The 6,097-nt window shown below is 66.8% G+C and carries 5 protein-coding genes; 3 read left to right on the forward strand and 2 right to left on the reverse strand.

The window, feature by feature from the left end:
• Window positions 1-330, forward strand: a 330-nt coding sequence (locus tag ACFWF3_RS20900; RefSeq protein ID WP_379314936.1) for a diguanylate cyclase domain-containing protein, incomplete at its 5' end; no start/stop codon positions are given.
• A gap of 18 nt (window positions 331-348) precedes the next feature.
• Here ACFWF3_RS20900 and ACFWF3_RS20905 read toward each other — a convergent pair.
• Window positions 349-1,341 carry an acyl-ACP desaturase gene (locus ACFWF3_RS20905; RefSeq protein ID WP_379314937.1) on the reverse strand — a complete coding sequence of 331 codons (993 nt, stop codon included), beginning with the start codon at window positions 1,339-1,341 and terminating at the stop codon, window positions 349-351.
• Window positions 1,342-1,542: 201 nt separating this feature from the next.
• Here ACFWF3_RS20905 and ACFWF3_RS20910 point away from each other — a divergent pair, with 201 nt between their 5' ends.
• Both ACFWF3_RS20910 and fadD32 read left to right on the forward strand, forming a co-directional pair.
• Window positions 1,543-2,790, forward strand: coding sequence for a KasA/KasB family beta-ketoacyl-ACP synthase (locus ACFWF3_RS20910; protein WP_379314939.1), 1,248 nt, complete (start codon window positions 1,543-1,545; stop codon window positions 2,788-2,790).
• Between the two features lie 58 nt (window positions 2,791-2,848).
• Window positions 2,849-4,729 carry a long-chain-fatty-acid--AMP ligase FadD32 gene (fadD32, locus tag ACFWF3_RS20915; protein WP_379314940.1) on the forward strand — a complete coding sequence of 627 codons (1,881 nt, stop codon included), beginning with the start codon at window positions 2,849-2,851 and terminating at the stop codon, window positions 4,727-4,729.
• 90 nt (window positions 4,730-4,819) lie between these two features.
• Here fadD32 and ACFWF3_RS20920 read toward each other — a convergent pair.
• Window positions 4,820-6,097 (reverse strand): LCP family protein (locus tag ACFWF3_RS20920; RefSeq protein ID WP_379314938.1); only part of this gene is annotated, 1,278 nt, incomplete at its 5' end.

Genomic DNA, 6,097 nt, shown 5'->3' on the forward strand with positions numbered 1-6,097 from the left:
ATCGGAGATCGGGTGCTCGAGGTCGTGGCCGACCGGATGCGCGAAGCGGTACGCCCGGACAAGGCGCTCGCCGCCCGCATCGGCGGTGACGAGTTCCTGGTGCTGGTCGAAAGGTGCTCCGGTGAAGCGCAATTGGCGCGACTGGCCGGCGAGCTGCTGTCCGCGCTCACCGAGCCGCTCGAGGTGGACGGACACATGCTCGCCGTGGGCGCCAGCATCGGCACCGCCTTCTTCGAGCAATTGCCCGGCGCCGTAGACGAATTGGTGCACGCCGCCGACGCGGCGATGTACCGCAACAAGAACGACGCGCGCCGCGATCCGGCCCGGTAGCGGCCGGGCCGGAACCGATCAGACCGATTGCCGCTCGCGCCCGGCCGCTCGCGCCAGTGAACGATCGCGTTGTTCCTCGAAGCGGAGAACGTCCCCGCCCAGCCGATCGAGGAAGGCTGCCAGATCCTCGCGAGCGCGCTCGCCTCGAGGCCCGAAGTCATTGCGCTCGAAGATGTTCCACTTGCGCAGCACCGGCATCAGTACCTCTTCGAGATGCTGGCGCAGATCGTAGATGCCGTGCTTGGCCATCAGCACGCCGTTGCGTCGCCAGCCGGGCATGCCCGCACCGGGCATCTGGAAGTTCTGCACGATGGTGTTGATCGCCTCGATGGTCTGGTCGGGGGCCAGGTCGAGCGAGGCGGCGCACAGGTTGCGGTAGAAGATCATGTGCAGGTTCTCGTCGGCGGCGATGCGGGCGAGCATGCGGTCGGCGATCGGGTCGTCGCAGACCCGCCCGGTGTTGCGGTGGCTCACCCTGGTGGCCAGTTCCTGGAAGGTCACATAGGCCACGGAGAACAGGAATCCGGCGCCGGTCGAGGCGTGGATGTCGAAGCCCGGCGCCTTGTCGTCCACGACGGCCATCGCCGAATATCCGTTGGTCATGTGGATCATTCGGGCCTGTTCGAGCGCGACCGGGTCGACCCCGCGGGTCACCACCAGGTAGTCGCGCAGCACGATGCCGTGCCGGTTCTCCTCGGCGGTCCAGCGACCCACCCAGGTGCCCCAGGCGCCGTCCTTGGAGAAGTTCTCGGCGATCTCACGGTGGTAGGAGGGCAGGTTGTCCTCGGTGAGCAGGTTGGTGACCATGGCTGCCTTGGCGAGTTCGCTGAGAGCGGATTGTTCTGGGTCCCAATCGATTCCGCCCATGGACGCGAAGTTGCGGCCACGGTCCCACGGCACATAATCGTGCGGGTGCCAGTCCTTGGCCATCGATAGATGGCGGTCGACATTGCTCGCGGCGATGGGTTCCAGCTCGATCAGTAGTTCCAGTTGGGTCAGGTTCCTGGCCACGCTCGTTGCCCTTTCCGGTTAGTGAAAAGCGAGAGTTGCGTCGGTCCGGTAGTGTTGCCCGTCGTCACAATAGACCCGGCGCATCGCGCCTGGAAACGACACGGTGTTCCTTCGCACTGTTTCGGAATTTGGGCGCGTCGCGCCGTGTGCATATACGCTCCACCAGTTCAGCTCCATCAGCGGTTCCCGTTCAGTCGTGGCATAGCTAGAGAGAGTGAGCGAAAAATTATGACGGACATCGTGGTCACGAGCCTGGCGGCGACCACGTCGATCGCGGGCGACGTCGACTCGACCTGGAAAGGTCTGCTCAACGGCGAGAGCGGAATCGACGTCTTGGAAGACTCCTTCATCGACGATTTCGAACTGCCGGTGCGGATCGGCGGCCACCTGAAGGTGTCGCCCACCCTCTCGCTCACCCGCGAAGAGGCGCGCAAACTGTCCTACGTCGAACAGATGGCCGTGGTTCTCGGCCGCGAGGTGTGGCGCAACGCGGGCAGCCCCGTCGTGGACCGCGACCGGCTCGGCGTCTCGATCGGTACCGGCCTCGGCGGCGCGGAATCGCTGATCTACGCCCGCGATCGGCTGCGCAACGGCGGCTACCGCAAGGTCTCGCCGTTGACCGTGCAGGCCATCATGCCCAACGGTCCCGCGGCCTGCGTCGGCCTCGAATTGGGTGCGCGGGCCGGGGTTTCCACGCCGGTGTCGGCCTGCTCGTCGGGCTCGGAGGCGATCGCCAACGCGTGGCGGATGATCGTGATGGGCGATGCCGACATGGTGGTGACCGGCGGTGTCGAGGGCTCCATCCAGGCGGTGCCGATCGCGGCGTTCACGCAGATGCGAGCCATGAGCACCCGCAACGACGATCCCAAGGCGGCCTCGCGTCCCTTCGACGCCGACCGTGACGGGTTCGTCTTCGGCGAGGCGGGCGCGATGATGGTGATCGAGACCGAGGAGCACGCGAAGGCGCGGGGCGCGACGATTCACGCCCGGCTGCTCGGCGCGGGCGTCACCTCCGACGGATTCCACCTCGTCGCACCGGACCCCGAGGGCACCGGCGCCGCGCGGGCGATGACGCGGGCGATGCAGACCGGCGGGATCAGCCGCACCGACGTCACCCACATCAACGCCCACGCCACCGCGACCCCGATCGGCGACACCGCCGAGGCCAATGCGATCGCGAAGGCGATCGGCTCGCACGCGTCGGTGTACGCGCCGAAATCGGCTCTCGGGCATTCGATCGGCGCGGTCGGTGCGCTCGAATCGGTGCTGACGGTGCTCAGTGTGCGCGACGGCATCGTGCCGCCCACGCTGAATCTGGACAATCAGGACCCCGAAATCGATTTGGACGTGGTGTCGGGTCAGGCGCGGCGTGGTCGCATCGATTACGCGGTGAACAACTCCTTCGGTTTCGGCGGTCACAACGTGGCGATCTCGTTCGGACGGTATTGACGATTCGCCTTGTGGTGGCGGATTCGGAGTCAATGTGCGTTGAAAAGGATTGGGAATGATCGGCGAGACTTTCGACGACTATGTAGACGAACTGGGGACTATCCGGATTCCCGGTGATCAGACCCTGATCGACTTCGTCGACAAACACAGCGAGGCCAACGGGGACGACCTGGCCTATCGCTTCATCGACTATTCGACAGAACGTGAGGGGGAATACCAGGAGCTGACCTGGCGTGAGTTCGGCGTGCGGCTGCGCGCGGTGGCCGCGCGATTGCAGCAGGTGACCCAGCCCGGCGACCGGGTGGCGGTGCTGGCGCCGCAGGGTCTCGACTATGTCGTCGCGCTGTTCGCGGCGGTGTACGCGGGGAATGTGGCTGTGCCGCTGTTCGATCCGGAGGAGCAGGGCCACAGCGACCGGCTGCACGCCGTTCTCGGCGACTGCGAACCGGCCGCGGTGCTCACCGTCGGTAGCGCGGCGGCCGGCGTGCGCAACTTCTTCCGCGAACAGCCCGCGGCGCAACGGCCCAGAATCATCGCGGTCGAGGCGATTCCCGACACCGTCGGCACGCGCTGGCGCAGGCCCGACATCAATATCGACAGCGTGGCGTATCTGCAGTACACCTCCGGGTCCACCAGGGTGCCCGCCGGTGTCGAGATCACCCACCGCTCGGTGGGGACCAACCTGCTGCAGATGATCGATGCCATCGGGATCACCGAGGACGCCCGCGGGGTCACCTGGCTGCCGCTGTTCCACGACATGGGGCTGCTCACGGTGATCCTGCCGACCATCGGTGGCAAGTTCATCACCATCATGTCGCCCAGCGCGTTCGTGCGCAGGCCCGCGCGCTGGATCAAGGAGCTGGCCGCGCAAGCGGACGGTGCCGAAATCTATTCGGCGGCACCGAATTTCGCGTTCGAACACGCGGCGATGCGCGGGTTGCCCAAGGGAGACGAATCGCTCGACCTGTCGAACGTGATCGGTCTGATCAACGGCAGTGAGCCGGTGTCGGTGGCCTCGATGCGCAAGTTCAACGAGGCGTTCGCGCCCTACGGGCTGTCCAAGACCGCGATCAAGCCGTGCTACGGGATGGCCGAGGCGACGCTGTTCGTGTCGGCGACCAAGCGTGACGACGAGGCGCGGGTGGTCTATGTCGATCGTGGGCAGTTGAACGACGGCCGGATGGTGGAGTGCGACGAGCACGCCGAGAACGCGGTGGCGCAGGTGTCGTGCGGACACGTGGCGCGGTCACAGTGGGCGGTGATCGTCGATCCCGGTACCGGGATCGAGCGTCGCGACGGCGAGGTCGGCGAGATCTGGCTGCACGGTGACAATATGGGCATCGGGTACTGGGGCCGGGCGGAGGAGACCGCGGAGACCTTCCGCAATCGGGTGGTCGCGCGCATGCCGGTCGGTAGTCGCGCCGAGGGTGCGCCCGATGACGCGAAGTGGATGCGGACCGGCGACTACGGCGCCTATCACGACGGCGAGCTGTTCATCACCGGCCGGGTGAAGGACCTGGTGATCGTGGACGGGCGCAACCACTACCCGCAGGATCTCGAATACTCGGCGCAGGAGGCCAGTACGGCGCTGCGGCCCGGCTTCATCGCGGCCTTCTCGGTGCAGGCGGGCCAGTTGCCCGCACCGGTGCTCGAGGCCGGGACGGTGTCCGATCCGGCGGCGGAGCAATTGGTGATCGTCGCCGAAAGAGGGACGGGCGCGGCGAAACTCGAGCCGGGCCCGATCACGGACGCGGTGCGTGCGGCGATCGCCCGCAGGCACGGGGTGATGGTGCGCGACCTGTTGCTGGTGCCCGCGGGGTCGATTCCGCGGACGTCGAGCGGGAAGATCGCCCGACGGGCCTGCAAGGCCGCGTATCTGGACGGGACGCTGCGCGGTGGATACCGGCAGCAGGCCTATCCGGACGCACCGGAGGAGTGAGAGACGGTCGGCCACTGGGCATTCCGGTGGCCGACCGATATCCGCCCCGTGCGTCCGGCTCCGGCGCCCGGCTGACGCGGCGCAGGTCGCTCAGTTGACGCAGGGAATGGTGTCGCCGATGTTGGTGGACAACGGTTTTCCCTGGTCGGGCAGCGGCATCGAGCCGGATGTCGTGGTCGTGGGGGGAGTGGTCGTCGATGTGGTCGGGCTCAGCTCGGTGGGCATCGTGAAGTCCGCGCCGAGCGCGACCTTGATCCGCCCGTCTTCGATCGACGGCGAGGCGGAAACCGGCAGCCCGCCGAGAAGTTCCGCCAGCGCACGCGCATCGTCGGCGGCACCGAGGCCGTAGGTGATGGCCGAGTACTGGCCGTCGCTCGAATCACCGTTGCCGATCAGGCCCGCACCGTAGCCCCGGCTCGTCAGCGCGGCCGAGAGCGCCGCCGCCTGCCCTTTCTCGGTGCCCACATTGTGCACATCGACCACGCTCGTCAGGGGCGATGCCGTGGTCGTGGTCGCCGGCACCTCCTGGCCGAAGGCCGCCCGCACCTCCCGTTTGATCGCGGCCGGGTCGACGATGTTCACGTCCTGACCGTCGATCACGTCGTAGCGCACCACCGGCAGCGTGCGGAATTCGACCGGTACCGAGCCGGCGGAGCCCATGTCGCGGGCGAAGTCGAACAGGTTCCAGCCGTCGGAGAGCACCACGTCACGGTGCGCCACGTCCATCAGTTCCGCGAGTTGGCTCAGGTTGGTCAGCGTTCCGGAGTCCTTGAGCGACTTGGCGACCGAGGTGAGGAAAGCCTGTTGACGGTGGGTGCGGTCGAGGTCGCCGTTGAGTAGTCCGTGACGTTGGCGGACGAACGCCAGGGCTTGTGAACCATCGAGGTGCTGCCTGCCCGCGGGGAAACTCGCGCCGGAGAACTCGCTGTCGTCGACGGCGTGGTTGAGACACACGTCGACCCCACCGACAGCGGTGGCCAGGTCGTAGAAGCCCGCGAGGGAGATCTCGGCGAACCGGTCGATCGGAACCCCGACGAGATTGCGGACGGTGGTGACGATGGACGCGCGTCCGGCCTCCCGGCCGCGCCGCTCCAGTACCACCGGATCCTTTTCGCCCTGGTCGATCAACTTCGCTTGCACCGCGGCCTTTTTCAGGCCGTACGCCTCTTTGATCTTGATCTGCTGGTAGCCGGGGATTCCCGTCACCGGCACATAGTCGTCGCGGGGGATGGAGAAGGCGACGACCTTGCTCTTGTCGGCCGGAATATGCAGCAGGATCAGCGAATTCGCGTTGTAGCCGCCCTCGGTGCCGTCACCGGCGTGCAACTGGTCGAGCACCTCTTTCGGCAGGTCGTTGCCGTTGAGATC

It is taken from the genome of Nocardia sp. NPDC060220 (assembly GCF_042727815.1).
Classification (GTDB): domain Bacteria; phylum Actinomycetota; class Actinomycetes; order Mycobacteriales; family Mycobacteriaceae; genus Nocardia.